General features: G+C 73.9%; 23 protein-coding genes. 9 read left to right on the top strand and 14 right to left on the bottom strand.

Translation table 11 applies throughout. The annotated features are described in order from the left end of the window. Positions 1–120: 120 nt before the first annotated feature. The 3 genes from LQ326_RS22795 to LQ326_RS22785 form a co-directional block, all read right to left on the bottom strand. Complete coding sequence (locus LQ326_RS22795; protein ID WP_234539238.1) at positions 121–1,137, bottom strand: N-acetylglucosamine kinase; 1,017 nt, start codon at positions 1,135–1,137, stop codon at positions 121–123. Then, positions 1,134–1,811 (bottom strand): uracil-DNA glycosylase, encoded by a 678-nt coding sequence (locus LQ326_RS22790; protein WP_234539237.1) that lies wholly within the window; start codon positions 1,809–1,811, stop codon positions 1,134–1,136. Before LQ326_RS22790 ends, LQ326_RS22795 begins: the two co-directional genes overlap by 4 nt. 126 nt (positions 1,812–1,937) lie before the next feature. After that, positions 1,938–3,023, bottom strand: a complete 1,086-nt coding sequence (locus tag LQ326_RS22785; RefSeq protein ID WP_234539236.1) for a WD40/YVTN/BNR-like repeat-containing protein — start codon at positions 3,021–3,023, stop codon at positions 1,938–1,940. A 277-nt stretch (positions 3,024–3,300) separates the two neighbouring features. Here LQ326_RS22785 and LQ326_RS22780 point away from each other — a divergent pair, with 277 nt between their 5' ends. After that, entirely contained in the window at positions 3,301–3,888 is a 588-nt protein-coding gene (locus tag LQ326_RS22780) for an Rv1733c family protein (RefSeq protein ID WP_434056955.1), read from the top strand. 106 nt (positions 3,889–3,994) lie between these two features. Here LQ326_RS22780 and LQ326_RS22775 read toward each other — a convergent pair whose 3' ends face one another. Continuing rightward, complete coding sequence (locus LQ326_RS22775) at positions 3,995–5,974, bottom strand: HEAT repeat domain-containing protein (protein ID WP_234539231.1); 1,980 nt, start codon at positions 5,972–5,974, stop codon at positions 3,995–3,997. Positions 5,975–6,101: 127 nt separating this feature from the next. Further along, positions 6,102–7,763, bottom strand: coding sequence for an acyl-CoA dehydrogenase family protein (locus LQ326_RS22770; RefSeq protein ID WP_234539230.1), 1,662 nt, complete (start codon positions 7,761–7,763; stop codon positions 6,102–6,104). A gap of 71 nt (positions 7,764–7,834) precedes the next feature. On the opposite strand from LQ326_RS22770, the gene LQ326_RS22765 reads away from it, so the two are divergent. Then, entirely contained in the window at positions 7,835–8,593 is a 759-nt protein-coding gene (locus tag LQ326_RS22765) for a PaaX family transcriptional regulator C-terminal domain-containing protein (RefSeq protein WP_234539228.1), read from the top strand. Positions 8,594–9,171: 578 nt separating this feature from the next. Here LQ326_RS22765 and LQ326_RS22760 read toward each other — a convergent pair. Beyond that, positions 9,172–9,966, bottom strand: coding sequence for a pectate lyase (locus tag LQ326_RS22760; RefSeq protein ID WP_181809247.1), 795 nt, complete (start codon positions 9,964–9,966; stop codon positions 9,172–9,174). 614 nt (positions 9,967–10,580) lie between these two features. Between LQ326_RS22760 and LQ326_RS22755 the strand changes: the two genes are divergently transcribed. Next, the gene (locus LQ326_RS22755) at positions 10,581–11,906 is read left to right on the top strand and encodes an SGNH/GDSL hydrolase family protein (RefSeq protein WP_234539225.1); all 1,326 of its coding nucleotides are present in this window, start codon (positions 10,581–10,583) and stop codon (positions 11,904–11,906) included. 51 nt (positions 11,907–11,957) lie between these two features. On the opposite strand, the gene LQ326_RS22750 is transcribed toward LQ326_RS22755, so the two are convergent. Continuing rightward, positions 11,958–13,445 (bottom strand): PucR family transcriptional regulator, encoded by a 1,488-nt coding sequence (locus LQ326_RS22750; RefSeq protein WP_234539223.1) that lies wholly within the window; start codon positions 13,443–13,445, stop codon positions 11,958–11,960. A gap of 150 nt (positions 13,446–13,595) precedes the next feature. Here LQ326_RS22750 and speB point away from each other — a divergent pair, with 150 nt between their 5' ends. Genes speB through LQ326_RS22730 form a run of 4 tightly spaced genes read left to right on the top strand, consistent with a single transcriptional unit; the run spans position 13,596 to position 17,198 of the window. Beyond that, the gene (gene speB / locus LQ326_RS22745; protein ID WP_234539222.1) at positions 13,596–14,564 is read left to right on the top strand and encodes an agmatinase; all 969 of its coding nucleotides are present in this window, start codon (positions 13,596–13,598) and stop codon (positions 14,562–14,564) included. Continuing rightward, positions 14,561–16,129, top strand: coding sequence for a purine-cytosine permease family protein (locus tag LQ326_RS22740; protein WP_234539220.1), 1,569 nt, complete (start codon positions 14,561–14,563; stop codon positions 16,127–16,129). The genes speB and LQ326_RS22740 overlap by 4 nt, the downstream gene beginning before the upstream one ends. Before the next feature lie 5 nt (positions 16,130–16,134). Next, complete coding sequence (locus LQ326_RS22735) at positions 16,135–16,788, top strand: cyclase family protein (protein WP_234539218.1); 654 nt, start codon at positions 16,135–16,137, stop codon at positions 16,786–16,788. After that, positions 16,785–17,198: a YybH family protein gene (locus LQ326_RS22730; RefSeq protein WP_234539216.1), complete on the top strand. Its 414-nt coding sequence runs from the start codon at positions 16,785–16,787 to the stop codon at positions 17,196–17,198. The genes LQ326_RS22735 and LQ326_RS22730 overlap by 4 nt, the downstream gene beginning before the upstream one ends. Positions 17,199–17,235: 37 nt before the next feature. Here LQ326_RS22730 and LQ326_RS22725 read toward each other — a convergent pair whose 3' ends face one another. The 7 genes from LQ326_RS22725 to LQ326_RS22695 form a co-directional block, all read right to left on the bottom strand. Continuing rightward, positions 17,236–18,588 (bottom strand): nucleobase:cation symporter-2 family protein, encoded by a 1,353-nt coding sequence (locus tag LQ326_RS22725; RefSeq protein ID WP_234539214.1) that lies wholly within the window; start codon positions 18,586–18,588, stop codon positions 17,236–17,238. Positions 18,589–18,708: 120 nt separating this feature from the next. After that, entirely contained in the window at positions 18,709–20,052 is a 1,344-nt protein-coding gene (locus LQ326_RS22720; protein WP_234539212.1) for an FAD-dependent oxidoreductase, read from the bottom strand. 382 nt (positions 20,053–20,434) lie between these two features. After that, complete coding sequence (locus LQ326_RS22715) at positions 20,435–21,136, bottom strand: TetR/AcrR family transcriptional regulator (protein ID WP_234539210.1); 702 nt, start codon at positions 21,134–21,136, stop codon at positions 20,435–20,437. 136 nt (positions 21,137–21,272) lie between these two features. Beyond that, positions 21,273–21,995 (bottom strand): HAD family hydrolase, encoded by a 723-nt coding sequence (locus LQ326_RS22710; protein WP_234539208.1) that lies wholly within the window; start codon positions 21,993–21,995, stop codon positions 21,273–21,275. Between the two features lie 37 nt (positions 21,996–22,032). Next, on the bottom strand, positions 22,033–22,704 hold the full coding sequence (locus tag LQ326_RS22705; RefSeq protein ID WP_234539206.1) for a phosphatase PAP2 family protein: 672 nt from the start codon (positions 22,702–22,704) through the stop codon (positions 22,033–22,035). Positions 22,705–22,760: 56 nt separating this feature from the next. After that, a complete protein-coding gene (locus LQ326_RS22700; protein WP_234539204.1) occupies positions 22,761–23,696 on the bottom strand; it encodes a M56 family metallopeptidase in 936 nt (311 codons plus the stop codon). Between the two features lie 95 nt (positions 23,697–23,791). Continuing rightward, positions 23,792–24,334: a DUF5134 domain-containing protein gene (locus LQ326_RS22695; protein WP_234539202.1), complete on the bottom strand. Its 543-nt coding sequence runs from the start codon at positions 24,332–24,334 to the stop codon at positions 23,792–23,794. Positions 24,335–24,499: 165 nt separating this feature from the next. Between LQ326_RS22695 and LQ326_RS22690 the strand changes: the two genes are divergently transcribed. Both LQ326_RS22690 and LQ326_RS22685 read left to right on the top strand, forming a co-directional pair. Continuing rightward, complete coding sequence (locus tag LQ326_RS22690) at positions 24,500–26,158, top strand: FUSC family protein (protein WP_234539200.1); 1,659 nt, start codon at positions 24,500–24,502, stop codon at positions 26,156–26,158. Next, a complete protein-coding gene (locus LQ326_RS22685) occupies positions 26,155–26,754 on the top strand; it encodes a MarR family winged helix-turn-helix transcriptional regulator (RefSeq protein ID WP_234539198.1) in 600 nt (199 codons plus the stop codon). Before LQ326_RS22690 ends, LQ326_RS22685 begins: the two co-directional genes overlap by 4 nt. The last annotated feature ends 20 nt before the right edge of the window (positions 26,755–26,774 follow it).

The raw sequence follows: 26,774 nt of genomic DNA, 5'->3' as shown, positions 1-26,774 counted from the left end.
CTGGGTTCCCTTGTTCGGGGAGGGTGCAGGTGAGCGGTATCCGTCCTGTTTTGTCTGATGAGTTACGCATGATTCTGGGGTGATTTCGTGGCCTGTCGGACACTTCGTGGCCCAACGGGATCAGTCACCGTTTGTATGTACACGTTTTATGTGCACAACGGTGAGCAGATTTTCATCACCGGGGAGTGTGAGCCCCCCGGTGACCAGGTCACTCGCGACGCGTACCGCTCCGTGCAGCGGATCGCCCTCCGCCGGCACCTGCCGAGCCTGCGGAAGCAACCGCGCCAACTCCTCGGCCAGCGGTACGAGAAGCGGGTCGCCCAGCTTGAAGAGGCCGCCGGTGAGGGCCAGTCGGGGCGCACCCGACGTGGGGCAGACGGCGGCCGCCGACTCGGCCAGGTGCCGGGCGGCGGCACCCAGGATCGCCGCCGCGACCGGGTCGCCCGCAGCCGCGCAGTCCGCGACGTCGGGGGCGAAGGAGGCCAGCACGGCGGGCCGGTCGGCGCGCGGATAGAGCTGCCCGGGCAGCCCCGGCAGCGGTCCGAACCGCTCCTCGGCAGCGGCCCGCAGCGCGGCCGAGCCGCCGTCCCGCCCGTCGAAGGCGCGCAGCGCCGCCTCCAGGCCGGCCCGGCCGATCCAGGCGCCGCTGCCGCAGTCGCCCAGCAGGTGCCCCCAGCCGTCCGCCCGCCGCCACCCGGTGAGATCGCTGCCGAGTGCGATCACCCCGGTCCCGGCGGCGACCACGGTGCCCGGCCGCGGACCCAGGGCGCCTACGTACGCGGTCACGGCGTCGGCGGCGAGCGCGACCGTCCGCACTCCGAGCTCCCGGGCCAGCGCGCCGGGCAGCTCGGCCCGCAGCGTGTCGCCCAGGCCGGCCAGACCGGCGGCACCGACGACGGCCGTCGTCATCCGCTCCAGCCCGTACGAGCCGGCCAACGCCCGCGCCATGGGCAGGAGTCTCTCCAGCAGATGCCCGGGGTCCAGGCCCCGCGCCCCCGTCCGCACCGGTTCCCGGGACACCCGCGGCGCCGACGGCTCACGGCCCGGCACGCCGACGACGGCCCGCAACCCGGAGCCGCCCGAGTCGACGGCGAGGAACCCCGCGCCGAGGGCTCCACCGCCGTCCTGGCCGGTCACGGCAGACGCCAGTCCACCGGCTGTCCCCCCTGCTGGATCAGCAGGTCGTTGGCCCGGCTGAACGGGCGGGAGCCGAAGAAGCCGCGGTCCGCCGACATGGGCGACGGGTGCGCGGACTCCACCGCCGGCAACTGGCCCAGCAGCGGGCGGAGATTGCGGGCGTCGCGGCCCCACAGGATGGACACCAGCGGCTTGCCGCGGTCGGCCAGCGCCCGGATCGCCTGCTCGGTGACCTCTTCCCAGCCCTTGCCGCGGTGCGCGGCCGGGCTGCGCGGAGCCGTGGTGAGCGCCCTGTTGAGCAACAGGACGCCCTGCTGGGTCCACGGGGTGAGGTCGCCGTTGGACGGCTGGGGCAGGCCCAGGTCGGTGTTCAGCTCCCGGTAGATGTTGATCAGGCTGCCGGGCAGCGGCCGCACCTCGGGCGCGACCGAGAACGACAGCCCCACCGCGTGCCCCGGGGTCGGATACGGGTCCTGGCCGACGATCAGGACGCGGACGTCATCGAAGGGTTGTCGGAAGGCCCGCAGAACGTTCGGGCCGGCCGGGAGGTAGGTGCGTCCCGCGGCGATCTCCGCGCGCAGGAAGTCGCCCATCGCGGCGATCCTCCCGGCCACTGGTTCCAGGGCTTTCGCCCAGCCCGGTTCGACGATCTCATGCAAGGGTCGTGGTGCCACGGCGTCAGCCTACTGCCGTACACGGGTCGGCGATCAAGCCGTGGTCACCGCGGTCGCGGGACGACCGAGGGCGACCGGACGCTCGCCCCGGACGGCGGAGACCCCCCTCCTTCCGGGAACCTGCCCTCAGGCGACGACCGCGGCCCGTACGCACAGCACGTCCGGCAGATGGGAGGCCAGTTGGCGCCAGCTGTCGCCGTCGTCGGCCGAGGCGAACACCTCGCCGTTGCGGTTGCCGAAGTACACGCCGGCCGGGTCCGCGTCGTCCGTGCACAGCGCGTCGCGCAGCACCGTGCCGTAGTGGTCCTCCGGCGGCAGCCCCGCCGTCAGCGGATCCCAGGTCCTGCCCGCGTCGGCCGTGCGGAAGACCCGGCAGCGGCGCTCGGCGGGCACCCGGTCCGCGTCCGCGTTGATCGGGAAGACGTACGCCGTCTCCGCGCGGTGCGGATGGGCGGCCGCCGCGAATCCGAACGTCGACGGCAGCCCCGCGCCGATGTCGGTCCAGTGCGCCCCCGCGTCGTCGCTCCGGTACACCCCCCAGTGGTTCTGCAGATAGAGCCGGTCCGGACTCCCCGCGTCCTGGGCGATCTTGTGCACGCACTGACCGAACTCCGGGTCGGGATCCGGCAGGAACACCGCGGAGACACCGGAGTTGGACGGCGTCCAGCTCGTACCGCCGTCGCTGGTGCGGAACACGCCGGCCGTCGAGACGGCGACCGTCACCGCCTTCGGGTCACGCCGGTCGGTGACGACGGTGTGCAGGCCCTCACCGCCGCCGCCCGGCACCCACTTGTCGCGCGTCGGGTGCTCCCACAGCGGCCGGACCAGGGCGAAGCTCTCCCCGCGGTCCTCGGACCGGTACAGGGCGGCCGGTTCGGTGCCCGCGTACACCACCTCCGGCTCGGCGGCCGCCGGATGGAGCTGCCAGACCCGCTCCAGCGAGGCACCGGTGTCCTTCGGGAACTTCACGGCGGGCCGGGCCGGTTCGCTCCAGGTGCGGCCCAGGTCGTCGGAGTGGAACACCGAAGGCCCCCAGTGCGCGCTGTCGCCGCCCGCCAGCACCCGGGGCCGCCCGCCCCGGGTGTCGATGGCGACCGAGTAGATCGCCTGCGCGTTGAAGTAGGGACTTTCGTCGAACTCCCAGGCGCCACCTCGACGCCTCCCGAGAAACAGGCCCTTCCGGGTCCCCACGGCGAGCAGTACCTCGGTCATGCCGACCACCTCCATGACGCCTTTGTCACACGCGATTTCAGACACCGGCCAGTCTGCACCCCACCACTGACAGTCACCCCCGGGACTGCGTCGTCGCAGGTCGGAGCCGTCGTGTCGGTCGGTCGAACAAGGCGGCGGAACGCGTTCCGGCAGACGCCTGCGCGAGCGGGGCCGGTCGTGCGACCGTCGACCTGGAGTCCGCCGTGAGCAACGGGGCGGCGGCTCCCGTATGGGAGGGCGGTACGGGGCTGTCCGTGCGCGCGTGAGGAGGATGCCTTTGAAGGCGTTCCGTGGTCCGAAGGTCTGGCTGTGGCGCTGGCGGCGCAACCCGCTGAAGCGTCGCGCCGACACGATGGAGGCCTGGGTGCTGCTCGGCACCTGGCTGCTCACCCTGCTGGCCGGGGTGCTCGCCGGGCTAGCGGCGAACCGGTCGGTCGAGGACGGCCTGGCCCGCGAGCGCGTCGAGTGGCACCCGGTCGTGGCCCGTGTCCTGGACAGGGCCCCCGGGCCGGCGCGCCCCAAGTCCCAGTCCGCCGACGGGGAACGGGTCTGGACGAGAGTGGGCTGGACCGTCGCCGACGGCTCCGCGCACACCGGCCAGGCGCGGGTGGCGGCCGGCAGCAAGGCCGGCACCCCGGTCACCGTCTGGACGGATCCTCAGGGGCACCTCGTCACCCGGCCAGCCACCGCCTCCGAGGCCCGCTTCCGCGCCACGCTGATCGGCGGACTGACCGGGCTGAGCGCGGCCGCCGTGCCGCTCGTCGCCGGGCTCGCCGCGCGCGGCCGCCTGGAGCGGCGCCGGATGGACCGCTGGGACGCGGAATGGGCACGGCTCGGACCGCAGTGGGGCCGGACGACCGGCTGACGCCCGCGTCTTGTGTGGCGCGGTGGTCGGTCACCGGTTCGCCGGTGTTCTGCGTGGCGCGGTGGTCGGTCACCGGTTCGCCGGCGCGTGACGGCGCGGCTTCCGGTCACTGACTCGCCAGCGCCTGGCGGCAGTCGGAGAGCAGCCGCTCGTCCTGGGCGATGTCGTGGCTGCCGAACCCGCCCGGTCGTGCTGTGTGGCGCCGGGCGGTGGCGAGTTCGGCCGTCAGCAGGTCGCGCAGCGGGGCGCCCGCCGGGCCCATCGCGGCCAGACACCCGGCGATCGCGCCCCGTGTGCAGGGGTTCTCCGACCAGGCGGTCCGGAACACCGGCAGTACGGGCTCCGGATCCCCGCCGATCCGCCACAACGCCTCGGCAGCCGCCGTTCGTTCCCCCACCCGGCCGGATCCGGCCAGCCGGTGCAGCGCGGGCAGCGCGTCACGGGCGGCCGGTCCCAGCCGCCCCAGCTGCCCGGCCGCCGTCCGCGCGCCGCGGCTGCGACCGAGCGTCAGCTCCCGCAGCAGCACGGGGAGTACGGCGTCCGCCTCCCCCTCCGCCGACCACAGGGCCCCCGCCGCCACGGCCGCGTGCCGGGTGTCCAGGAGCCCGCGCAGGACCGGTGCCGCCGCCCGGGCCGCCGTCCCCAGGGCGTCGAGGGCCCGCACCGCCTGGCCGACGAGGGCCTCCCGGGCGCCCAGCCCGTCCGGCGCGCCGCGCAGCAGCCGCAGCACCTCCGGCACCGCCACGGGGTCCTTGAGAGCGGTGAGCGCCGCCAGCAGCGGAGCGGCCAGCTCGGCGGCGCGTGGCGAGTCCGGGTCGATCCGGCCGAGCCGGTGCCGCAGCGCGGGGGCGAGCGGAGCGGCCGCCGGGCCCAGATGCGCGATCTCGAAGCCCAGACCCGCGGGCGCCACCGGTCTCGCCAGCAATTGGGACAGGGCCGGCACCGCGCGCGGATCGCCGCTCCTGGCCAGTGCCTTGAGCGGACCGCCCAGCGAGGGCCTGCCGCGCTCCCAGGTGCGTACCCACAGGTCGGGCCGTACCGTCACCAGCGCGTGCAGCTCATCGGCGGCGGGCGCGGCCAGCCCGAACAGCTCCGCGAGCACCGAGACGGCCGCGTCCCGTAACTGGTCCTGCCCCCGGCCCAGTTGCCTGCCGATCAGCTCGACGGGCGTCGTGAAGTCCGCCCGCCACCCACGGAACAGCCCGGCCGACATCCGCACCGCGTTACACCGGTCCATCGGGTCCGGGCTGCTCAACTGGCCGACGAGCAGGGCGATCCGGTCCGCCACCCGGTCGTCCAGCGCCCGGTGCAGGGTGCGCAGCAGATACGAACCCTCCTCGTCCGACGGCCGCAGCCGCCGTATCCGGCCGACCAGGGTGTCCGTGTCCACCCGGTCCCCGCCTGCCGCGCGCCGCTCGGACCGCTCCCTGAGCAGTCGGACCGCGGTGGGCACCAGGTCGCCGGGCAGCCGCTCGGGCGCGCCGAGACCCAACTGGCCGAGGGCCGCCAGCCGTGCCGTCGGGGCGTACGGCGGCCCGCTCTGCGCGGCCAGCAGCGCCACCGCCCCGGCCGCCTGGGCGGGACGGTGGCGGACCAGCAGCCCGAGGGCCTCGATGAGAGCGAGCAGCACCTGCTCGTCGCGCTCGACCGCGATCCGCCGCCGTAGCAGCGCCAGCACCCGCGCCGGTCCGTCGAGGAACCGGACCAGCGCCCCGGCCGCCGCCCGGCGCACCCCGGGACACGCGTCGGCGGCCAGTGGCACGAACGCCGCGGCGCCGGCGCGGACGGCGGCCCGGGCCCGTGGACCGGCGCTCTCCGCGCCGATGCTGACCAGCAGTTCGACGATGGCGCCCCGGTCCGGCACCTCCGGACGGGAAGCGAGTGCGAAGAGGAACGGGACGCAGGCGAGCGTCGAGTCGTACACGTTCCCCTGGTGGTGCACCGAGCCGTACATCCCGTCGAGCGCGACCTCCCGTTCGGCCGCGTCCGGTGAGGCCAGTCCGCGCAGCAGCCCGGGCACGTCCTCCGCGGTGCCGTACGCGTGCCGCAGCGCGGCCCAGTCGACCTCGTCGATCCCCGTGAACACGTTGTCCTCCCCAGGCGAGAACCCCCTGTTCCGGAGTCTGTACCACGGCACTGACAACGATGCGGAACCGGGCGGCGACTGTGTGCGATCCGTCGGCGGTCACCGGCCACGGGCGCCGGTAGGGGGGTCAGTTCCGGTCAGGAAGCGCCCGTTCCAGGATCGCGTCGAACGCGGCGCCGGCGGGCAGGGTGCCGAACGCGTGCCCCCAGTCGCCGCCGAGCCGGGTCGCGCAGAAGGCGTCCGCGACGGCGGCCGGGGCGTACCGGACCAGCAGCGAGGCCTGCAGCGCCAGCGCCATCCGTTCGACCACCCGGCGCGCCCCCACCTGATCGGTCCCGGCCAGTTCGTTCTTCAGCCGGGTCACGGCGGCGTCCAGCCGGCTGTCCGCTCCGCGGGCGTGCGCGAGTTCGCCGAACAGGGCGTCGGCGGCGCTGGTTTCGCGGGACAGCGCCCGCAGCACGTCGAGCGCGTTGACGTTCCCCGAGCCCTCCCAGATCGACAGCAGCGGGGCCTCGCGGTAGTGCCGGGGCATGCCGGAATCCTCGACGTAGCCGTTGCCGCCCAGGCACTCCAGCGCCTCCGCGGTGAAGGCCGGGCCGCGCTTGGTGACCCAGTACTTGCCGACGGCGGTCGCGATCCGCCTGAAGGCCCGCTCCTGCTCGTCCCCGCGCACCGCGCGGTCGGCGGCCCCGGCCAGCCGCAGCGTCAGCGTGGTCGCTGCCTCCGACTCCAGGGCCAGGTCGGCCAGGACATTGCGCATCAGCGGCTGGTCGACGAGCCGCGCGCCGAACGCGCTGCGATGGCGCACATGATGACCGGCCTCGACGAGCGTCTTGCGCATCAGGGTCGCCGAGTTCATCACACAGTCCAGCCGGGTGCAGTTGACCATCTCGATGATGGTCTTCACTCCTCGCCCCTCGGGCCCGACCAGCCAGGCCACGGTCCCGTCGAACTCCGGCTCGGAGGACGCGTTGGAGCGGTTGCCGAGCTTGTCCTTCAGCCGCTGGATGCGGAACGCGTTGCGGCTGCCGTCCGGCAGCACGCGCGGGACCAGGAAGCACGACAGGCCGCCCGGTGCCTGGGCCAGCACCAGGAAGACGTCGCACATCGGCGCGGAGGTGAACCACTTGTGCCCGCGCAGGGTGTAGACGCCCGGCTCGGCGGTGGGGGTGGCGGCCGTGGTGTTCGTCCGGACGTCCGAACCGCCCTGCTTCTCGGTCATGCCCATCCCGGCGAGCAGCCCCGGCTTCTCGGTCGGCACGCGCAGCCCCGGCGCGTACTCCCGGCTGGTCAGCAGCGGCTCGTACACCTTGGCCAGATCGGGCTGGGCGCGCAGCGCGGGAACGGCGGCGTACGTCATCGACGTGGGGCAGCCGTGACCGGATTCGGTGTGCCCCCACACCAGCCCACCCGCGGTCCGCGCGACGTGTGCCCCCGCGCGGTCGTCGGCCCAGGCGGCCCCCGCCAGTCCTTCCGCCACCGCCACCCGCATCAGGTGGTGCCAGCTCGGGTGGAAGTCGACCTCGTCGACCCGGTTGCCGTACCGGTCGTGGCTGCGCAGCTCCGGCTCGTGCCGGTTGGCCAGCTCACCCCACTCCTGCGCCGCCGCACTGCCGGCCCGTACCCCGAGCCGCCGGATCCCCTCCTCGGCCCACTCCGCCCCCTCCCGGCGCAGCCCCTCGATCAGCACCGGGTCGTCGGAGGCGTCGTACGGGGCGAGCGGCGGCGCCTGGTTGGTGACGTCGTGAGTGGCGTACTGCGGCTGCGGAAGCGCGACGGTCGAGTCCATGGCTCTATGTTGCGATATTTCTGCGGTCGCAGCAATAGTGCAACAACTCTCCGCACGTACAGTACGTGACCATGCGCATGAACGACCTGTCCGCCGAGCCCGCCGACGTCGGCCTGCGCCCCCTGTCGGCCCGGTCGGTAGTGCTGAGCCTGCTGCTGGGTACGCATCCGCCGGAGCTGCCGGTGAAGGACCTGATCCGGTTCGTCGAGCCTTTCGGGATCGGCGGCTCCACGCTCCGGGCCGCGCTCAGCCGCATGACGGCGGCCGGCGACCTGCGCCGCGGCGACGACGCCGTCTACGGCCTCAGCGACCGGCTGCTGGCCCGCCAGCGCCGCCAGGACGAGGCGGTACGGCCCCGCACGCGCGCGTGGCGTGGCGACTGGGAGATGCTGGTCGTCACGGCCACGGGCCGCGGCCCCGCCGCACGAGCCGACCTGCGCTCCCGGCTGGCCGCCCTCCGCCTGGCCGAACTCCGCGAGGGCGTCTGGCTCCGCCCGGCGAACCTGGCCCGGCCCCTGCCGGCCGACCTCGCCGGCACCACGCAGTCCTACACCGCCCGCCCCGACCTACCCGCGTCCGAACTGGCCGCCGGCCTCTGGCCGTTGACCACCTGGGCGGGCACCGCCCGCGCCCTCCTCGCCCGCGCGTCCGCGTCCCGCCTCCCGGCCGACCGCTTCACGGTCTTCGCGGCGGCGGTACGCCACTTGCTCACCGACCCGGTCCTGCCCCCGGAACTCCTGCCCGCCGACTGGCCGGGCGACGAACTGCGCGCCGCGTACACGGGGTACCGGGCCGAACTGAGGGGGCCGACGGGGGACACGGCGGACTGACGGTTCTCCGGCTCTTGCCGGCGGCCCCCGGCGCAGATGTGCCGGGGGCCGCCGGCTGGGCACGGTCGAAGGCCGTGCGCATGGGCTTCGCGGCCGACGGACAGGACAGTGGCCCAGATGCGCCGGGACTGCCCATGGTCCAGCGGACGAGCATCGCCGCGCGGACCGCTTTCGGTGAGGCCGTCGGCGCAGGCGACCTCGACGCCCTCGGCCGGATGGTCGCGGCCGGCTCGACCGGCCATGGCCCCGCCCTCCGGCCGGGCGCCGGGGCCCGACGGGTACGAGGCCATGCTCGGCGAGCCGCGAACGGCCCTGTGCGACCTGGCATCCAGGTGGTGCGTCCGGTCGCCACCGGCGACGGGTCGGCCGTCGCCCCTGTCGTCTCCGGGACGCACCCGGGACCGCTGTCCGGGCGGCCGGTCACCGGTGAGGAGGCCGGCCGCCGGGGCCCGCGGATCAGCCGCTTCGACCGCGACGGCGGACTCGTAGAACGGTGGGGCGGCAGCGGCTACGAACCCGGCATGCTCCGGCGGCCCGGCCTCGTCGAGTCGGGAATCCGCCCGCCCCACCGCCCGGGCTCACTTGTAGGTGATGTCGGAGCTGGAGTACTTGCAGTACGTCCCGTCCGGCCCGCTCCCGTTCTTCGGCGGTTCGGCGCCCGTGTTGTTGCCGATGTACTTCTGGCAGGGCACGATCTTCTTGCTGCTGTCCCCGACGATCGTGATGTTCTTCAGCGTCGCGCTGTCCCCGTAGTTGGTGTTGATCCCGACCAGCGCACTGCCCTTGTACGTCGCCTCGATGGTGTTCAGGTTGATCGTGCGCTTGTACTGCGTGGAGCAGTTGCCGCACGAGCGGACCAGTTTGCCGAAGTTCTGCACCGCGAAGTTGGACACGTTCAGCGTCCCGGCGCCGTTGAACTGGAACACCTTGTCGCTGGCTTCCTTCGCGCCGCCGCCCGAGACGGTGTACACGTTGGACGACGAGGAGCCGCGGAAGGTCGCCGCGTCCTCACCGACGTCCTCCCACCACACGTTCTGCAGCGTGCAGCTGCCCTCGCAGTGGATGCCGTCCGCGGCGGGCGCGCCGATGATGACGTTCTTCAGGACGGTGCCGGCCGCCAGATCGAGGATCGGGTCCTGGCTCTCGCTCTGCCCGCCGGTGCCCAGGTCGCCGCTGCCGTACAGGCGCAGCATCCCGTAGTCCTTCGTCCCCGACAGCTTGATCGTCGCGGTGACGGCCTGGCTGCCGCTCGCGGTCGGCCAGGTGGCCGCTTCCGCCGAGGTGCCGCCAGTCATGATCATGCCAAGCGAGAGTCCCAGGGCGGCCAGTGCGCCCAGCAGTGCGCGCGCACTGTTCGGTGCTCGTGAAGTCATGTCCCGTATGCCTTCTTTCGAGTGGGGGGCCTGCCTGCTGTTCCACAGGGTCGTTCATGTGGCTGATGAATGTTCATCCTGTGGACCGCTGCATTCGTGCACCTGTGTGAACGACGGCCCATCGAGACCCGCCGTTCAGGTTTCTGAACGGAAGGTAGAGTGAAAGCGCTTTCTGGTCAACGCCTCGCGCAGCATCCGTTCCGGTCGTCCCGCGTCCCGCGAAGTGACGTGGGAGCGCTTCCGTGCGCGGCCGTGTTCATGCCACCATGCCGGGAGTTCCCCGCACGACGCCGCACCGAGCCGCGATCAGAAAGGGACAACGACGACGTGCCACACCCGTCCCCACCCTCGACGCACCGCGCACCGGGCCGCTCTCGGTTCTCCGCGTTCTGGTGGGGCTGCCGCTGCTCGCGGTGCCCGCCGCCTCGGCCCGCCCCGTCGCCGTCCCCGCGGCGACGCTCACCGAGGTCACCGGCTTCGGCGAACGTGAGCATCGGCCACCAGACAGCCCGCACCGGCGACAGCGCGCCCGCCACCGCGTTCTCGCTCGACGGTACCCCCGCACGGTCAGCTGACGACGGCACCGCCGCCGTCCCCTCGCCCGGAAGGTCCCCGTGAAGCCGCAGCCCGGCAGAACGCCGCTCGCCACCCTGCTCAGCACCGGTGTCCTCGCCCTCGCCCTGGTGGTGACCGCCACGGCCGTCACCGCGCTGGTACGCGGTCCGCGCCCGGTCGCCCCGGCCGCCCGCCAGGGCAGCCACTGGGTGACCACCTGGACCGGGATGCCGCAGCTCACCGAGGCCGGCAACCTGCCGCCCGCGCCCTTCACGGGGGAGCGGTCCGTGCTGGCCGACACCACCCTGCGCCAGACCGTCCGCGTGACGGTCGGCGCCCCCCGGCTCCGGTTGCGCTTCTCCAACGCCTACGGCGACACCGCGCTGCCGCTGACCTCGGTGACCGTGGCGCTGCCGGCGGGCGGCCGGGCGGGAGTCTCCGCGATCGTTCCGGACAGCCTGCACCGGGTGACCTTCTCCGGGCGTGCCGCGACCGTCGTACCCGTCGGGGCCCAGGTCGTCTCCGATCCCGTCGACCTCGAACTGGCCCCGGGGGCCGAACTCACGGTCACGGCGTACACCGCGCAGGGCCAGCCCGATCTGGCGCTCACCTCGCACCCGGGTTCGCGCACCACGTCGTACCTCGTCGGCGGCGACCACACGCGGGACCCGGATCTGACGGGCGCGACCGCGGTCGACCACTGGTACCTGCTGAGCGACGTCGAGGTCCTGGCTCCCGCCGCCACCCGGGCCGTGGCCGTTCTCGGCGACTCCCTCACCGACGGCCGCGGGTCCACGACCAACGGCAACGACCGCTGGCCGGACCAGTTCTTCGACCGTCTGCGGTCCGGGGCCGGCACCCCGGGCATCGCCGTGCTCAACCAGGCGGCCGGCGGCAACCGGGTCCTCGCCGACGGTCTCGGCCCCAATGTGCTGGCCCGGCTCGACCGGGACGTCCTCTCCCGCAGCGGGGTCTCCTGGCTGATCGTCTTCGAGGGCGTCAACGACATCGGCACCGCCGCCGCCACCCCGCGGGCCCAGCAGGCCGTCGCCGACGACCTCGTCGCCGCCTACCGGCAGATCGTCGTCCGCGCCCACGCCCAGGGCATCCGGGTCTACGGCGCCACCCTGCTGCCGTTCGGCGGCAACGCCTACGACGACGGGGCGGGAGTGCGCGAGGCGGCCCGCCGGCGCGTCAACGCGTGGATCCGGGGGCCCGGGCACTTCGACGCGGTGATCGACTTCGACCGGGTGGTACGGGACCCGGCCGATCCGAGCCGCCTGCGGGCCGACCTCCAGGTGGGGGACTGGCTGCACCTCAACCCGACCGGGTACGGGGCACTGGCGGCAGCGGTGCCCGCGGGGCTGTTCCGCACGTCCCGGTGACCACGGGGTCCCTTCCGGCGCCGGGGAGGGGGTTCTGCCGGGAGCCCCGGGCTACGGCCCCGCGACCGCCACGCCGAGTTCGGTCGCCGCGCGCACGGCGAACCAGACCTCGGTGAAGGCGGCGGTCGTCGACAGGTCCCGGCCGGTCACCTCGCCGAACCGGCGCAGCCGGTAGGCGAGGGTGTTCGGGTGGACGTGGAGGGCCGCGGCGGCGTCCTCGGTGCGGCGGTCGCGCTCCATCCAGGTGCGCACGGAGACCAGCAGCTGTGACCCGTGCGCCTCGTCGTAGCGCAGGGCCTCGCCGAGGACCTGCTCGACGAGTGCCGCCAGCAGCCGGCGGTCCTCGGGCAGCCAGCGCCCGGTGGCGTCCTCGCCGTAGTGGAGGAGCGGCTTGCCCGCCTCCTCGGCGCGTCCGGCCGCCCATTCCGCCTCCTGCCGGGCGACCCGCAGGGGCTCGCCGACGGTGAAGGGGCGGCTCACCCCGCACACCGCGCCGGGCAGCCCGGCCAGGGCCTCGGTGAAGCCGGGTTCGGCCAGGACCAGCCGGTCCTCACCGCGTCGCAGGGTCAGGTGCGGATGGTCCGACAGGGCGCCGTCCAACTGCTCGTCCTGGGCGCGCCGGAGCACCGCGAGGACCACGGGCCGCCGCGTGTCCAGGCCGTGGTGGGCCAGCCGGCGCTGGGCGCCGGCCGGGTCGAGGGTGTCCTGAAGCATCTCGGCGAGGGTCTCCGCCCCCTCCCGCCGCAGCACTTCGCGTTCCTGACGGACCATCGCGAGTCGCAGGGCGGCGACGGTGGCCAGGTGCTGGACGACGGCCAGCCCGGCCGGACGGGCACCGGCCTGTTCCAGCGCGACCAGGTAACCGGCCGCGCCACCCGGGCCGAGGACCGGGAGCACGAAGCCGCCGGGCACGGTCGGCGGGGCGTCCGGGTCCGCCGGCAGCACCGAGAGATCCTCGGGCGCCGCGACCCCGGGCAGCAGCGGGCGCCCCTGGGGGGTGCACAGGAAGAGGCGGTAGCCGCTGAGCTGCTCCAGGCGGTCGAAGAGCGCGGGGATGTCGAGGTTCTCCTCGGCCATCCAGCGCAGCGCGCCGAAGACCTGGAGCTGGGCGCCGAGCCGCTCGGCGGACTTCTCGCTGACCGCCGCGGCGACCTCCTGCGCGATGGTGACGAAGGGAACGGTGAGCGGCACCTCCAGCACCGGGAAGCCGCGTTCCTCGGCCGCGGCGAGGAACGCCTGCCGCAGCGGCGGGGTGCGCAACTGGGTGCTGAGGACCAGCGCCGCGACGCCCGCGTCGTCGAGCCGCTCCAGATAGCGCCGCTGGGCCCCGGCGGCGCGCGGCACGGCGAGGCCCACGGTCATGAGGACCTCCGAACCCTGGAGCCAGGGCGTGGGGTCCTCCAGTTCGCTGACATGCGCCCAGGAGACCGTGCGGCCCAGGCCGCCGCCGCCCGCGAGCAGGCGTATCTGGAGCGCCGGGAACGACAGCAGGTCGCCGACGGTGAGGACGGAACGCGGCGTGGCTTTGTGGTCGGACACAAGTCAACTGTAGTTCTTCGTGTCGTCAACAATTGACCCCGCCGTTCGGCCGTCCGCACACTGAGTCATCCCCCGTTACCGGAACCACTCACTCCGCCCCGGGGTCCGCCCATCCGGCGGTGCACGCCCAGACTGACAGGAAGGTGCCTGATGACGACCCAGCCCCGTGGACCTGTGGACTCCTCCCGCGTCCCCCGCTACGCGGGACCGGCGACCTTCGCCCGGCTGCCGCGGCTGGACGAGGTGTCCCGCGCGGACATCGCCGTCGTCGGCGTCCCCTTCGACACCGGGGTCTCCTACCGGCCCGGCGCCCGGTTCGCCCCGGCCGCGGTGCGCGAGGCCTCCCGGCTGCTGCGCCCGTACCACCCGGCGCTCGACGTGTCGCCCTTCGCGACGGTGCAGGTCGCCGACGCCGGTGACATCCCGGTGAACCCCTTCGACATCAACGAGGCGATCGAGACCGTCGAGCACGAGGCATCCCGCCTCCAGTCCGACGGCACGAAGCTGGTCACCATCGGTGGCGACCACACCATCGCGCTGCCGCTGCTGCGCGCGGTCGCCAGGCGGCACGGACCGGTCGCGGTCCTCCACTTCGACGCGCACCTCGACACCTGGGACACCTATTTCGGCGCCGAGTACACCCACGGCACCCCGTTCCGCCGCGCCGTCGAGGAGGGCATCGTCGACACCGAGGCGCTCAGCCACGTCGGCACCCGCGGGCCGCTGTACGGCAAGCGGGACCTGGAGGAGGACCGCCGCCTCGGGTTCGGCATCGTCACCTCCTCCGACGTGCTGCGCCGCGGCGTCGACGAGACGGTGGACGCACTGCGGCAGCGCATCGGCGACCGGCCGCTGTACGTGTCCGTCGACATCGACGTCCTCGACCCCGCGCACGCCCCCGGCACCGGCACCCCCGAGGCCGGCGGCATGACCTCGCGCGAGCTGCTGGAGATCCTGCGCGGCCTCGCCGGGCTCAACCTGGTCGGCGCCGACGTCGTCGAGGTCGCCCCCGCCTACGACCACGCCGACATCACCTCCGTCGCGGCGTCCCACGTCGCCTACGACCTGATCAGCCTGTTCACCCTGGACTCCACCGGCCCTCGCGAGGAGCAGACATGACCACCAGCCCCCCGTCGGAGCAGCACGACGCTCCGGCGCTGACCGAGATCGAGACGTACGGGGTGGAGCGCATCCCGGACGCCGATCGCACCGCCCGGCCGCTGGACCTGTTCCGGGTCGCCTTCGGCGGCGCGAACACCTTCGCCACCTGCGTCCTCGGCGCCTTCCCGATCCTGTTCGGGCTCTCCTTCTGGCAGGGCCTGGCGGCCACCGGCCTCGGACTGGCCGTCGGCGCGCTGATCCTCGCCCCGCTGGCCGTGTTCGGGCCGCTGAACGGCACCAACAACTCGGTGTCCTCCTCCGCGCACCTGGGCGTGCACGGCAGGGTCGTCGGCTCCTTCCTCTCCCTGCTGACCGCGGTCGCCTTCTTCTCCATCTCCGTGTGGTCCTCCGGCGACGCCCTGGTCGGCGGCGCGCACCGGATGTTCCACCTGCCGACCAACGAGGGCGTCTACGCCGTCGCGTACGGGCTGTTCGCCGCGCTGGTGCTGACGGTGTGCATCTACGGCTTCCGCTTCATGCTCTTCGTGAACAAGATCGCGGTCGCCGCCGCCTCCCTGCTCTTCGCCCTCGGCCTGCTCGCCTTCGGGGGCGATTTCGACCCCGGCTACCAGGGCAGCTTCCACTCGCTGAGCACCCCCGGCTTCTGGCCGGCCTTCATCGGCTCCGCGCTGATCGTGCTGTCCAACCCCGTCTCGTTCGGAGCCTTCCTCGGCGACTGGGCCCGCTACATCCCCGCCGACACCCCGCGCCGCCGGGTCATGGGCGCGGCCTTCCTCTCCCAGGTCGCGACGATCCTGCCGTTCTTCTTCGGCCTGGCGACGGCCTCGATCATCGCCGCGAAGGCGGGGAACTTCCTCGACCCGAGCGCCCCGGACTACGTCGGCGGCCTGCTGGCCGTCTCGCCCTCCTGGTACTTCCTGCCCGTCTGTCTGCTCGCGCTGATCGGCGGCATGTCCACCGGCACCACCTCGCTCTACGGCACCGGCCTCGACTTCGCCAGCGTCTTCCCCCGGTTCAGCCGGGTGCAGGCCACCGTGTTCATCGGCGTCCTGTCCATCTCCTTCATCTTCGTCGGCCGCTTCGCCGCCAACCTGACCCAGTCCATCTCCACCTTCGCGACGCTGATCATCGTGTGCACCGCGCCGTGGATGGTCATCATGACCCTGGGCTTCCTCACCCGCCGCGGCTGGTACGACCCCGACTCGCTGCAGGTCTTCAACCGCCGTCAGCGGGGCGGACGTTACTGGTTCACGCACGGCTGGAACTGGCGCGGCATGGGCGCCTGGCTGGCCTCCGCCCTGCTCGCGGTCCAGTTCGTCAACCTCCCCGGCCAGTTCGTCGGCGCCCTCGGTGACCTCGCGGGCGGCGTGGACATCTCGCTGCCCGTCGGACTGGGCCTGGCCGCGGTCGTCTACCTCGCGCTGCTGTGGTTCTTCCCCGAGCCCCGCGCCGTCTTCGGCCCCGAGGGCCCGCGGCTGGTGCGTGCCGTCGACACCCCGGTGGCGCCGATCACCGCCGCCGACGGCGCCCCTGTGGCCACCCCCGAGCCCGCGGAGGTGTGAGGGGGATGCGCCTGATCGACCTGTCCGTGCCGCTGCGCACCGGGATGCCGGTCTACCCCGGCGATCCGCTGGTGGACATCCGGCCCGCGCTGACCGCGGCCCAGGACGGTGTCAACGTCCTTCAGGTGCACATGGGTTCGCAGTCCGGCACGCACGTGGACGCCCCCTCCCACATCGAGGACGGCCTGCCCACGCTGGACCAGCTGCCGCTGGACCGCTTCGACGGCCCCGCCCACGTCGTCGACGCCCGGGGCCTGGCGCCCCGGGCGGCCATCGGGGCGGACCTGCTCGCCCGGGTCCCGGCCGGCCGGATCGTGCTGATCGCCACCGGCTGGTCGGCCCACTGGGGCACCGACGCCTACCACGACCACCCCCATCTGACGAAGGAGGCGGCCGCCCTCCTCGTCGCGCGGGGCGTGCACACCGTCGGCATCGACGCCCTCAGTGTCGACCCGACCCCCGGCGAGACCCTTCCCGCCCACCGCGTCCTGTGCGGCGCCGACGCCGTCATCGCCGAGAACCTCACCAACCTCGCCGAGCTCCTCGACGCCCAGCTCAGCGGCCACGACGTCCACGTCAGCCTCTTCCCCCTGCACCTGCCCGGCGCGGACGGCGCACCCGTCCGCGCCGTGGCCCGGATCTCGGAGCCGCGCCCATGACGAACGACCACGACACCGTCCTCGCCGCGGCGGACGCCCTGATCGCCGCCTTCGCCGAGGGCCGCACCGACGACTACTTCGACGCCTTCGCGGCCGACGCGACATTCGTCTTCCACACCACCGACCGGCGGCTGGACTCCACCCAGGAGTACCGGGCCCTGTGGCAGAAGTGGAGCGACGAGGACGACTTCCGTGTCCTGTCCTGCGACTCGAACGACCGTCGCCTCCAACTCCTCGGCGACACGGCGGTGTTCAGCCACTCGGTGACCACCCGCGTCGCCACCACGGCCGGCGAGGAGGTGCTGCACGAGCGCGAGACCATCGTCTTCCACCGCGTCGGCGACGGGGACTGGCGGGCGGTTCACGAGCATCTGTCCGCGGGCCCGTCCACCGCGGCCGCTCTCTCTTGACGACAAGCCCCGGCCAAGCCTTGACGTCAAGCCCCGGTCAGGCGGATCCGGCTCCGGTGGGAACCGTCCCCGGGGCCGGATCGGTCCGCGACGGCAGGTGGTTGAAGAGCAGGTTCAGCACGATCGCGGTCAGGCAGCCCGCGCTGATGCCGCTGTTCATCACCGTCTGGAACCAGTCAGGGAACCTCGCGTAGACCGTCGGCACGCCCACCGGCAGTATGCCGACCGCCACCGAGACGGCCACCACCGTCAGGTTGTTGTTGCCCCTGAAGTCGACGGCCGCCAGGGTGCGCAGGCCGCTCGCCGCGACCGTGCCGAACATCACCAGGCCCGCGCCGCCCAGCACCGGAGCCGGAATCGCCGCGACCACCGCACCCAGCTTGGGCAGCAGACCGAGCAGCACCAGGATGCCGCCGGCCGCCGCGACCACCCACCGGCTGCGCACCCGGGTCATGCCGACCAGGCCCACGTTCTGCGCGTAGGCCGTGTACGGGAAGGTGTTGAAGACACCGCCGAGGACGGTCGAGAGGCCGTCCGCGCGCAGCCCGTCGGCGAGGGAGCGCGGCTCGACCTCGCGGCCGGTCAGCTCGCCGACCGCGAGCAGGTCACCGGTCGTCTCGGTCATCGTGACCAGGGCCACCACCAGCATGGAGACGATCGCCGACGCCTTGAACGCCGGCGCCCCGAAGTGGAACGGCGTGCTGATGCCCAGCCAGTCGGCGTCCCCGACCCCGCCGAAGTCGGTGAACCCGAAGGGCACCGCCACCGCGAGGCCCACCGCGATGCCGATCAGGACCGCGATCCGGGCGAGGTGGGCCGGCGCGAACCGCTGCACGCCGATCACCACCGCGAGCACGAAGGCCGCGAGCGCCAGGTTCTTCGGCTCCCCGAAGCCCTTCGCACCCGCGCCGCCCGCCGCCCAGTTGCCCGCGACCGGCAGCAGCGAGACCCCGATGATCAGGATCACCGTGCCGGTGACCAGGGGCGGGAAGAAGCGCAGCAGCCGGCCGAAGACGGGCGCGAGCAGCATGATCGCCAGGCCCGCCACGATCACCGAGCCGTAGATCGCGGGGAGTCCGCCGCCCGTCGTACCGATGAGGACCATCGGCGAGACCGCGGCGAACGTGCAGCCCTGCATGATCGGCAGGCGGACGCCGAAGCGCCAGAAGCCGACGCACTGGATGAGGGTGGCGATGCCGCACACCAGCAGGTCGGCGGTGATCAGATACGCCAGGTCGGCGGGCGACAGCTTCATCGCGCCGCCCACGATCAGCGGCACGGCGACCGCGCCCGCGTACATCGCGAGCACGTGCTGAAGGCCGAACGCGGCCAACTGCCGTACGGGTGGGACCTCGTCGACGGGATGGACGGAGGCGCTGGTGGGGGCCATGGGGACTCCAGGGCGGGGACGACATCCGGACAGCACGAGACGGTAAGCGGCTTGAACAGTTTGTTGATTTCCGGCTCGTTGCCGATACGTGTCATGCCCACCCGATCGCGTGCGACTCCGCTACGGCCCCGAGCGCGCCGCCGCCAGCAGGGAGTTCCAGTCGGCCAGCTTGACCACGCTCCGGCCGAGCCGGGCGCCGAGCGCCGCCTCGGCCCGCTCGATCGCCTGCCATCCCCTCCACTCGACCGGCTCGATGCCCGCCGAACGCAGCGCGGCGACCGGATCCTCGGGCACCTCCCTGCGCAGCAGCGCGGGCGCGTCCGCCAGCAGGGAGGCCACCGTCTCCTTGGCGTCGGGCCGGTTGGTGCCGATGACGCCGGTCGGTCCCCGCTTGATCCAGCCGGCCACGTAGTCGCCGGGTGCGCCGAAGCAGCTGTGCAGGACCCGGCCCGCCTCGTGGGGCACGGTGCCGCTCTCCTCGTCGAACGGGAGTCCGTCCAGCGGCACTCCGCGGTAGCCGACCGACCGCAGTACCAGCTGCGCCTCGACCGTCTCGTACCGCCCGGTGCCGCGCACCCCGCCGCGCCCGTCCGGCTCGGTGCGCTCGAAGAGCACCGCGCCGACCCGTCCGCCCTCGGCGAGCAGTTCGACCGGGCGCAGGAAGAAGCGCAGCCGGATGCTGCGCTCCGCTCCCCGGCCGCCGGCGTCGCTCCAGCCGCGCAGCACCTCCACGTTGCGGCGCTGGGCGGCGGGCAGCGCGGACGGGTCGGCGCAGGCCGGGTCGAGCGCCAGGTCGGCCGGTTCCACCCGGACTTCGGTCTCCGGCAGCCCGGCCAGCTCGCGCAGCTCCTTGGTGGTGAACCGGGCCTGTGAGGGGCCCCGCCTGCCCATCACGTGGACCTCTCTTATCCGGCTCGCCGCCAGCGCGGTCAGCGCCTGCTGCGGCATGTCGGTGGGTCTCAGCTCCGCCGCACCCCGGGCCAGCATCCGCGCCACGTCCACCGCGACGTTGCCGACCCCGATGACCACCGCCGAGCGGGCGTCGCGCACGAACCCGGCGTCGACCGCGTCGGGATGCGCGCTGTACCAGGACACGAACTCGGTGGCCGACCAGCTGCCCGGCAGCTCCTCGCCGGGAATCCCGAGCCGCCGGTCGGCGGCGGCGCCCACGCAGTACACCACCGCGTGGTACAGCTCCCGCAGCCGCTCCACCGGCACCCCGCCCGTGACCCCGACCCGGACCCCGCCGAGGAACCGCACCCGCTCGTGCTCAAGGACGGTGCGCAGGTTTCCCTGCAGCGACTTGATCTTCTCGTGGTCGGGAGCGACGCCGTAGCGCACCAGCCCGTACGGGCACGGCAGCCGGTCCAGGACGTCCACGCGGACCGTGGGGTCGAGCTGGACGAGGTTCTGGGCGGTGTAGCACCCGCTCGGCCCGGAGCCGACGACGGCGACACGCAACACAGCGGAACTCCTTGCCCGAGGGGCTGGTGACTCCAGCATCCCACCGGCCCGGCCGCCTCGACAGGGCCGCTGGGGTGACGCGGACGTGCGTCCGCGGCCGCGTGGTGTGATCATAGAGTCACGTCGTGTGTGCGCTGGAAGCGTCGTTCCGCCGCCGAGGACGTGCGTCACGGCCCGGCCCGCTGTCCCCGGCCGCTCCGACGGTGCTCACCGACCGGGTCGAGGAGCCGCTGTCCAGAGTTCACGGGGTGCGGTCGTGCCCGGGCGCGGCCCCCGCCGGCCGCTCCGGCTCACGCGCAGGCGTGTGACGCCACCGGGGACACCCAGCTCGTCGGCGACCCGGCTCACGCGCAGGCGCGTGACGCGGGCTTCCTGGCCGGCGTCATGCCCCCGCGGGCCGACCGGGTCCGGACTCCGGCACGGATCCGGGTTCGGTCCGGTCCCCGGTCGCGAAGAACCGGGACAGGTCCTGCGGCTCGGTCGCCGGCGCGGACTCCGGGGGAGTGCCCAGCTCCCAGTCGAGCCCGTAGCGCTCGAACAGCTCCGCCCGCAGCGCCGGGATCGGCATCGGCACCCCAGGCACCAGCGCCGCGTACACCGCCCCCATGAGCATGGCGCGCAGCATGGGGTAGTCGGCCGCGACCTGGGGCGAGCCGTACCGGGCGACGGTGTCGCCCAGCAGCTCCGCCAGCCGGCGCTGTTCGGGGCACTGCACGAAGCCCTCGGCCTGGAGCAGTCCCGCCATGTGCTGGCGCATCAGTACCGGCCGGTCGTGCGCGAGCCCCAGGATCGCGTCGATGGCCCGGGCCAGCCGCTCCCGCCCGTCCTCGGTGCGCGGCTCGTGCTCCAGCGCCTCCTCCAGCGTGCGGTGCATCAGCCGGTGCACGGCCGACTGGACCAGCTGGCGTTTGCCGGGGAAGTAGTACGACACCAGTCCGCGCGCCGATCCCGCCCGGTCCGCGATGGCGCCCAGCGTCGTCGCCTCAAAGCCGTGCTCGTCGACCAGCTCCACCGCGGCCTGCAGCAGTCGCTCGCGCGAACGCCTGCGCAATTCTTCATTGACCGAGGGGCTGCGCGGGGACATGCTGGAACTCCTGCGTTGACTGGCTGCCAGCCAACTATAATCGACGCGGTCGGCACCGCCCTGCGCGGGGCCGGTTCAGGGCTGCCGTCCGTCCGGGGCGACACGGGGGAGCGTCTCGGGCGGACGGCACCGCAGCTCAGGCCTGGGTGGGCGTGGCCGGTCGGCGTGCCACGCCCACCAGGTCAAGGACCGCCAGCAGCGCGTCCGGCCGTTCGGCCGCCGGCAGGTGGTTCACGAAGTGCACCCGGCAGCCGAGCGCCGCCGCCCCGCCGTCGGCGGGCCTGCTGTCCCCGACCATCAGCGTCTGCGCGGGCGCGGCCCCGAGAGCCTCCAGCGCGACCGTGAAGAGCCGCGGATCCGGCTTCTGGACACCGTGTTCGTACGACAGGACGTAGGTGTCCACGTACGCGTCGAGTCCGTGCTCGCGGAAGACCGGGCGCAGATCCCAGCCGATGTTGCTGACCACACCGACCCCGATCCCCTGCTCACGCAGCGCGCGCAGCACCCGGGCGGCGTCCGGGTACGGCGTCCAGGCCCGCGGATCCATGTGCCGCTCGTACAGCGCGTCGTGCAGGGCGGGGTCCGGCAGCGCCACCCGCCGGGACAGGCCGGTGTACGCGGCCCGGTGCAGCTCCGCGCTCTCGTCGCGCACCGCCCACACGCCGGACAGCTCCTCGGGCAGCGTGGCCGGGAAGGCTCCGCCGGGCTGTGCCCCGGCCGCCTCCAGCGCCTGCGCCGTCCGCGTCAACTCGGCTTCGGTGAGCGGTGCTCCGGCCTCGGCGAGCACCGCCCGCAGCCAGGATTCGGCGGACTCGATGCGAAAGAGGGTCCCGGAGAAGTCGAAGAGCACGGCAGTCATGTGCCGGACTCTACCGACGGCCGGGTGCGCCCGTGGGCTACGGGTGAGGCCGTCCCCGGCCGTCGGGCTCCCACTCGTACGCCAGCACCGCCAGCGCCACCACCAGGGCCCCGAGCAGCCAGCCGCCGAGCACGTCCGAGGGCCAGTGGACGCCGAGCCACACCCGGGTCAGGCCCACGCCCACGACCGAGACCCCGGCCGCGGCCAGGGCCGTACGCCATATCGCGCGGCGGGTGCCGCGGCGGTGCAGCAGCCACAGCAGCAGACCGCAGACCACCGTGGCCGTCATGGTGTGGCCGGACGGGAAGGCGGCGTAGTGGGCGGAGTCGACGGGGTCGGGCCACACCGGGCGCGGGCGGCCGACGGCGGTCTTCAGGGACTGCTGGGCGATCGTCCCGAGCGAGCAGGTCAGGGCCAGCCACAGGGCGGTCCACCACGCCGAGCGCCGCCACACCAGCCACACCGCGACCGCCGCGCACAGCAGGCGCATGGTCAGCGGATCCCAGACCCAGTCCGTCAGGACGCGCAGCACCTGTGTGGTGCCGTGGTCCGCCACGGCCCAGCGGTGGGCGGCGTCGGCGATGTTCTCGTCCACCGCGACCAGGGGCGGCCACTCGCCGGCGACGAGGGCGAGCAGCAGCGCCGAGGAGAGGGCGAGAACGGCGGTCGCGAGAAGGGGAGCGGGGCGGTCGCTGGGCGGGGGGCGCATGGCGTGATCTTTGCCGAATCATTGCCCGCGGAGCAATTCCTCCGCCGGGCGCGGCCTCACCCGAGGGCTCGCAGGCTGGGTACCAGCGCTACCAGCACCGGGATCACCGGGACCAGGGCGGCCGTCGCGGTCAGCCGCAGCCGGTGCCGGGCCGGGAGGCGGTCCGGGGCGGTGAGCAGCCGGTGGACCCGCTGCGGGACGTGGGCGTGCGGCGTCGGTCCGGGGCCGAACACGCCCCGGTCCTCGTTGAGTTCGACCAGGGCGAGCGCGGTGGTGAGGCGGCCGTGGCGCCGGGAGGCCACGTCGTCGGCGGCCAGTTCGACCAGCCGGTGCATCTCGTCGCGGAACGCGGCGAACACCGGGATCTGCGGGAACCCGCCGGCCAGCGCGCCCGAGCAGTGCAGCAGCCAGTCGTGGCGGGCCTGTGCGTGGCTCTGCTCATGAGCCAGGACCGCGTCCAGCTGACGCCCCTTCAGGCGACGCAACGCGGCCGTGGTGACGATGAGTCGGGGCGCCGCGCCCGGCAGCCACCAGGCATCCGGGCGGTCCCCCTCAAGGACGACGAGCCGGCCGTCGGCCGGTTCCTCGCCGGGCAACAGCGGTGCGCGGACCAGGAGTTCGGCCCGTTCCCGGCTGTGCCTGGACCTGGCCCGCGCGATCTCCCGCACCAGCATCGCCCCGCTCCACAGCCCGGCGCAGGCGAGAACCACCGCGGTCACGGCCGCCCACGGGCCCGTCGTACCGAGCGCGTAGGCCTCCACCACCCCGCTCGGGGCAGTGGCGAAAACGTGCCCCCGCACCGCCTGCCAGGCGGCCGCCGCGCTCAGCGTCATCGACAGCGCGCAGCACAGCAGGACGGCCGCCACCACGCACTGCCACACCCACAGCGTGACCACCGGTTCCCGGTCCGTCCAGTCGGCCCGGGCGAGCAACCGGGGGCCGGCCACGGCGGTCAGGGCGCCTAGCAGCAACAGTGCCACGGGGACCATCATGGCCAGCACCCTATGAGCGGGGAACCGCCCGCGGGTACCGCCCGTTGCGCCAAAGTGACGCAGGCAACGTCCGTGGCGCCTGTGCTGTCAGGTCCTCACAGCGCCAGCAGCATCGCCACCATGCCGATCCCCATCGACAACCGGCACGCGCGCGCCAGTTCGGGCCGGTCGCCCCACCGGAGCGCACCCGTCCCGGCGGTCACCGCGACCGGGACCAGCCGTGCGCCGGACAGCAGCACATAGCCGGTGAAGTAGAGCAGCAACGGCCCGGTCACCAGCGGGACTCCGGCGCCGCCGTGGTGGTGGGTGCCGGGGGCGGCCGCCATCGCCACCGCCATGTAGACCATCGCCGCCGCCCCCACCAGATGGTGCAGATGACGCGGACCGCTGCGGGCGCTCCACAGCGCGTGCAACGCGGCCGCGCCGAACACCGCCGCGTACAGCGGCCACGTCCACCCCGGCGGTGTGAACACCGACGCGGGCACCGCCATGACGGCCATGCCGAACCCCATCAGCGCCTCGCCGCCCGCGGCGCGCCGCTGCTCCTCGACCCTGCTGCGCATCCGCAGCAGGCAGTAGGACCCGGTCGCCGCGCACAGCGCGACCAGCAGCCAGCCGGGCGAAGCCGGTCCGTGCACGGCGCACCTCCCCGCTCGACGTCGTGTCGAGGGATGCGATGCCCCGGCCGTACGGCGCGCACGCGAGCGCAAGGACGTACACGGGGAGCATTCGCCGGAGCACAGCATGTGACCAGCGCTGTTCGATGGTGTTTTACAAGTAAAATACATGCTAAATTGATGAGTATGAGCAGCACGCCCCCCACGACCGCCCGCCGCCTGCCCCTCGCCGGTGTGCTGCGCCTCGGCCGGCCCTCGGACATCTGGTTCAAGCCCGCCTGCAGCGTGGTCGCCGCGGTCGCCCCGCCCAGCCTGGCCCTGCTGGCCCTCGGCCGCCTCGACCTGGCGATGTACACGATGGCCGGATCGCTGTGCGCCCTCTACGGCCACAACCGCCCCTACCCCGCCCGCGCCCGCACCCTGGCCCGGGTGATCCTCGGCATGACCGGCGGCCTGGCCCTCGCCCTGACCGCCGCCTCGCTCACCACGAACGCGGCCGTCCTGGTCACCGTCGGCGCGCTCATGGCCGCCGTGCAGAAGGTCCTCTGCGACGCCACCCGCGTCGGCCCGCCCGGGAACGTGGTCCTCACCTTCATCGGCTCCGCCGCCCTGTTCGCCCCGCAGACCCTCGGCCAGGTCCCCGGCCACGTCGGCCTCGCCCTGGCGGCGGGCGCCTGGGCCTGGCTGGTCGGCATGGCCCCCGGGCTGCTGCGCCCGCACGGCCCCGAACGCCGGGCCACCGCCCACGCCCTGCGCGCCACCGCCGCCTACGCCGACACCCGCGGCACCGGCGACGGCCACGACCGGGCCCGCGCCGCCGCGGCCGCCGCCGTACAGGCCGCCTGGCAGTGCCTGCTCGCCACCGGCGCCCGCACCGACCGCACCCGGCGCGCCCTCGAACACCTCGTCGTCCGCGCCGAGGTCGCCCTCGCCGCCCCCGCCGACGCCGACCCGCGGCTGCTCCGCGGCTGGGCCCGTGGCCTGCGCGGCACCGGACGGGTCCCGCGGGTCGCCGGAGCCGACGACGACCTGCTCGGCGTCGACGCCGAACGCGCCGTACCGCAGCGCCCGTTGTGGCAGCGGCTCGGCCCGCTCACCCCCCTCGCCGCCCGCACCGCGCTCGGCTGCGCCCTGGCCGGCTACGCGTCCCTCGCCCTCGGCGTCGGCCGCCCCTACTGGGCGCTGGTCACCGCGGCCTCCCTCTACCAGGCCAACGTCACCCTCACCTGGCACCGGGGCGTCCAGCGCGTCGTCGGCAACCTCCTCGGCGTCCTCGTCTTCGCCGCCGTGGTACCTCTCGCCCGTCTCCACCCCGCGGCCCTGGTGCTGTGCTGCCTCGCCTTCAACTTCGGCGCCGAGGCGCTGATCGGCCGCAACTACTGGCTCGGCAGTGTCTGCGTCACCCCGATGGCCCTGCTCGTCACCGAGTTCGCCCGCACCCAGGACGCCGGGAGGCTGATCACCGAGCGGGTCGTGGACACCCTGGTCGGCGCGCTCGTCGGTTTCGCCACCGCCGTCGTCGTCACCAACCGCCGGGCCGGTGACCGCATCGAGCATGCCCTGACCGCGGTCGAGCGGGCCCGCGAACAGGCCGTCCGGCTGCTGGCCGGGCCGCAGCCGGCCCCGCGCGCCCTGGAGACCGCCCGGCGCACCCTCGCCGCCGCCCTGGCCGAGCTGCGCGCCACGGTCGACGCCGCGTCCGGCGAGTGGTGGCAACGCGCGCTGCCCCAGGAGCGGGTCGTGCTCGCCGAGCAGTCCGGACACCGTACGCTCGCCGCGACGGTACGACGCCAGGGAACGCACTCCTGGGACGGCGCGAGGACAACGGAGGACGTACGGCCATGACGGCGACCAGCGGACGACCGGCGGCCGCGAGCGACGCGGGACGGGGCGCGGGCGGAGGCCTGGACGACGAGGGCGTGGGCAGCGGGGCCGTCATGGACGACACGGTCGCGGCCGTCGTCCGGCAGTGGCGCAGTGTCCACCCCGCACTGGACACCGGGCCCATGGAGGTCATCGGCCGGATCAACCGCTGCGCCGCTCTCCTCCAGCAGGCCGAGGACGCCCCGCTGCGCCGGGCCGGACTCAGCCGCCCCGAGTTCGACCTGCTCGGCGCGCTCCGCCGCACCGGCCACGAGCTGACCCCGAGCGAGCTCGCCAAGGAGACCTTCTCCTCGGGCGCCGCCGTCACCAAACGCCTCAAGCAGCTCACCGAGCGCGGCCTGGTCGAGCGGCGCGGCGACGCCCGTGACCGCAGGGTCGCCCACCTGCGCCTCACCGACGCGGGCCGCGACCTCGTCGACGGCATCCTGCCCGAGCAACTCGCCTACGAGACGGCCGTGCTGTCCGTCCTCGCCCCGGAGGGCCAGGGCGAACTTGCGGGACTCCTCGCGGAGTTGCTGGGCCGTCTGGAGGGGAGGATGGGCGCGCTGCGGGCCTGACCGGTCGGGTGCGCACCCCG

It is taken from the genome of Streptomyces shenzhenensis, assembly GCF_021462265.1.
In the GTDB taxonomy this organism is placed as follows: domain Bacteria; phylum Actinomycetota; class Actinomycetes; order Streptomycetales; family Streptomycetaceae; genus Streptomyces; species Streptomyces shenzhenensis.
Note: the sequence above shows the minus strand (reverse complement) of the source record. Positions and strands in the feature narration are given on the sequence as shown.

Excerpts from the sequence above, each read along its gene's own strand:
- LQ326_RS22785 (WP_234539236.1), bottom strand. The coding sequence starts at position 3,023 with ATGACCGAGGTACTGCTCGCCGTGGGGACCCGGAAGGGCCTGTTTCTC.
- LQ326_RS22770 (WP_234539230.1), bottom strand. The coding sequence starts at position 7,763 with ATGGACTCGACCGTCGCGCTTCCGCAGCCGCAGTACGCCACTCACGAC.
- LQ326_RS22765 (WP_234539228.1), top strand. The coding sequence starts at position 7,835 with ATGCGCATGAACGACCTGTCCGCCGAGCCCGCCGACGTCGGCCTGCGC.
- LQ326_RS22760 (WP_181809247.1), bottom strand. The coding sequence starts at position 9,966 with ATGACTTCACGAGCACCGAACAGTGCGCGCGCACTGCTGGGCGCACTG.
- speB (WP_234539222.1), top strand. The coding sequence starts at position 13,596 with ATGACGACCCAGCCCCGTGGACCTGTGGACTCCTCCCGCGTCCCCCGC.
- LQ326_RS22740 (WP_234539220.1), top strand. The coding sequence starts at position 14,561 with ATGACCACCAGCCCCCCGTCGGAGCAGCACGACGCTCCGGCGCTGACC.
- LQ326_RS22735 (WP_234539218.1), top strand. The coding sequence starts at position 16,135 with ATGCGCCTGATCGACCTGTCCGTGCCGCTGCGCACCGGGATGCCGGTC.
- LQ326_RS22730 (WP_234539216.1), top strand. The coding sequence starts at position 16,785 with ATGACGAACGACCACGACACCGTCCTCGCCGCGGCGGACGCCCTGATC.
- LQ326_RS22725 (WP_234539214.1), bottom strand. The coding sequence starts at position 18,588 with ATGGCCCCCACCAGCGCCTCCGTCCATCCCGTCGACGAGGTCCCACCC.
- LQ326_RS22715 (WP_234539210.1), bottom strand. The coding sequence starts at position 21,136 with ATGTCCCCGCGCAGCCCCTCGGTCAATGAAGAATTGCGCAGGCGTTCG.
- LQ326_RS22710 (WP_234539208.1), bottom strand. The coding sequence starts at position 21,995 with ATGACTGCCGTGCTCTTCGACTTCTCCGGGACCCTCTTTCGCATCGAG.
- LQ326_RS22705 (WP_234539206.1), bottom strand. The coding sequence starts at position 22,704 with ATGCGCCCCCCGCCCAGCGACCGCCCCGCTCCCCTTCTCGCGACCGCC.
- LQ326_RS22700 (WP_234539204.1), bottom strand. The coding sequence starts at position 23,696 with ATGATGGTCCCCGTGGCACTGTTGCTGCTAGGCGCCCTGACCGCCGTG.
- LQ326_RS22690 (WP_234539200.1), top strand. The coding sequence starts at position 24,500 with ATGAGCAGCACGCCCCCCACGACCGCCCGCCGCCTGCCCCTCGCCGGT.
- LQ326_RS22685 (WP_234539198.1), top strand. The coding sequence starts at position 26,155 with ATGACGGCGACCAGCGGACGACCGGCGGCCGCGAGCGACGCGGGACGG.